Source organism: Psychrobacter sp. W2-37-MNA-CIBAN-0211 (genome assembly GCF_040309405.1).
Taxonomy (GTDB): Bacteria; Pseudomonadota; Gammaproteobacteria; order Pseudomonadales; family Moraxellaceae; genus Psychrobacter; species Psychrobacter glaciei.
The window spans coordinates 1-230 of the sequence record NZ_JBEOOU010000647.1; the positions used below are offsets into that span (position 1 = coordinate 1).

Annotated in this window: 1 protein-coding gene; it reads right to left on the minus strand. The window is 46.5% G+C overall.

The window, feature by feature from the left end; all coding sequences use genetic code 11:
- Positions 1–230, minus strand: a 230-nt coding sequence (locus AAEY72_RS16605; RefSeq protein WP_502945421.1) for a hypothetical protein, incomplete at both ends; no start/stop codon positions are given.

The window sequence follows — 230 nt, forward strand, 5'->3', positions numbered from 1 at the left end:
GTTTTATAAGCTGCAACTTGTTTATTGGTCATTAACGAGCACGAACCCGATAATATGACGGTGGCTGCTTTGGTTGGGTAGCCCGCTTTTTTGGCTTCGCCTTGATCTTGTAGTTGCTGCTGCCAGTTTTTAGCAATGCCCGCTGCCAATCCAGAGCCGCCAGTAATTAACTTTAGCGACTTAGCCGCTTTGCCTAGGGTTGCTAAATGTGCACTATTAAAGGCATCAAC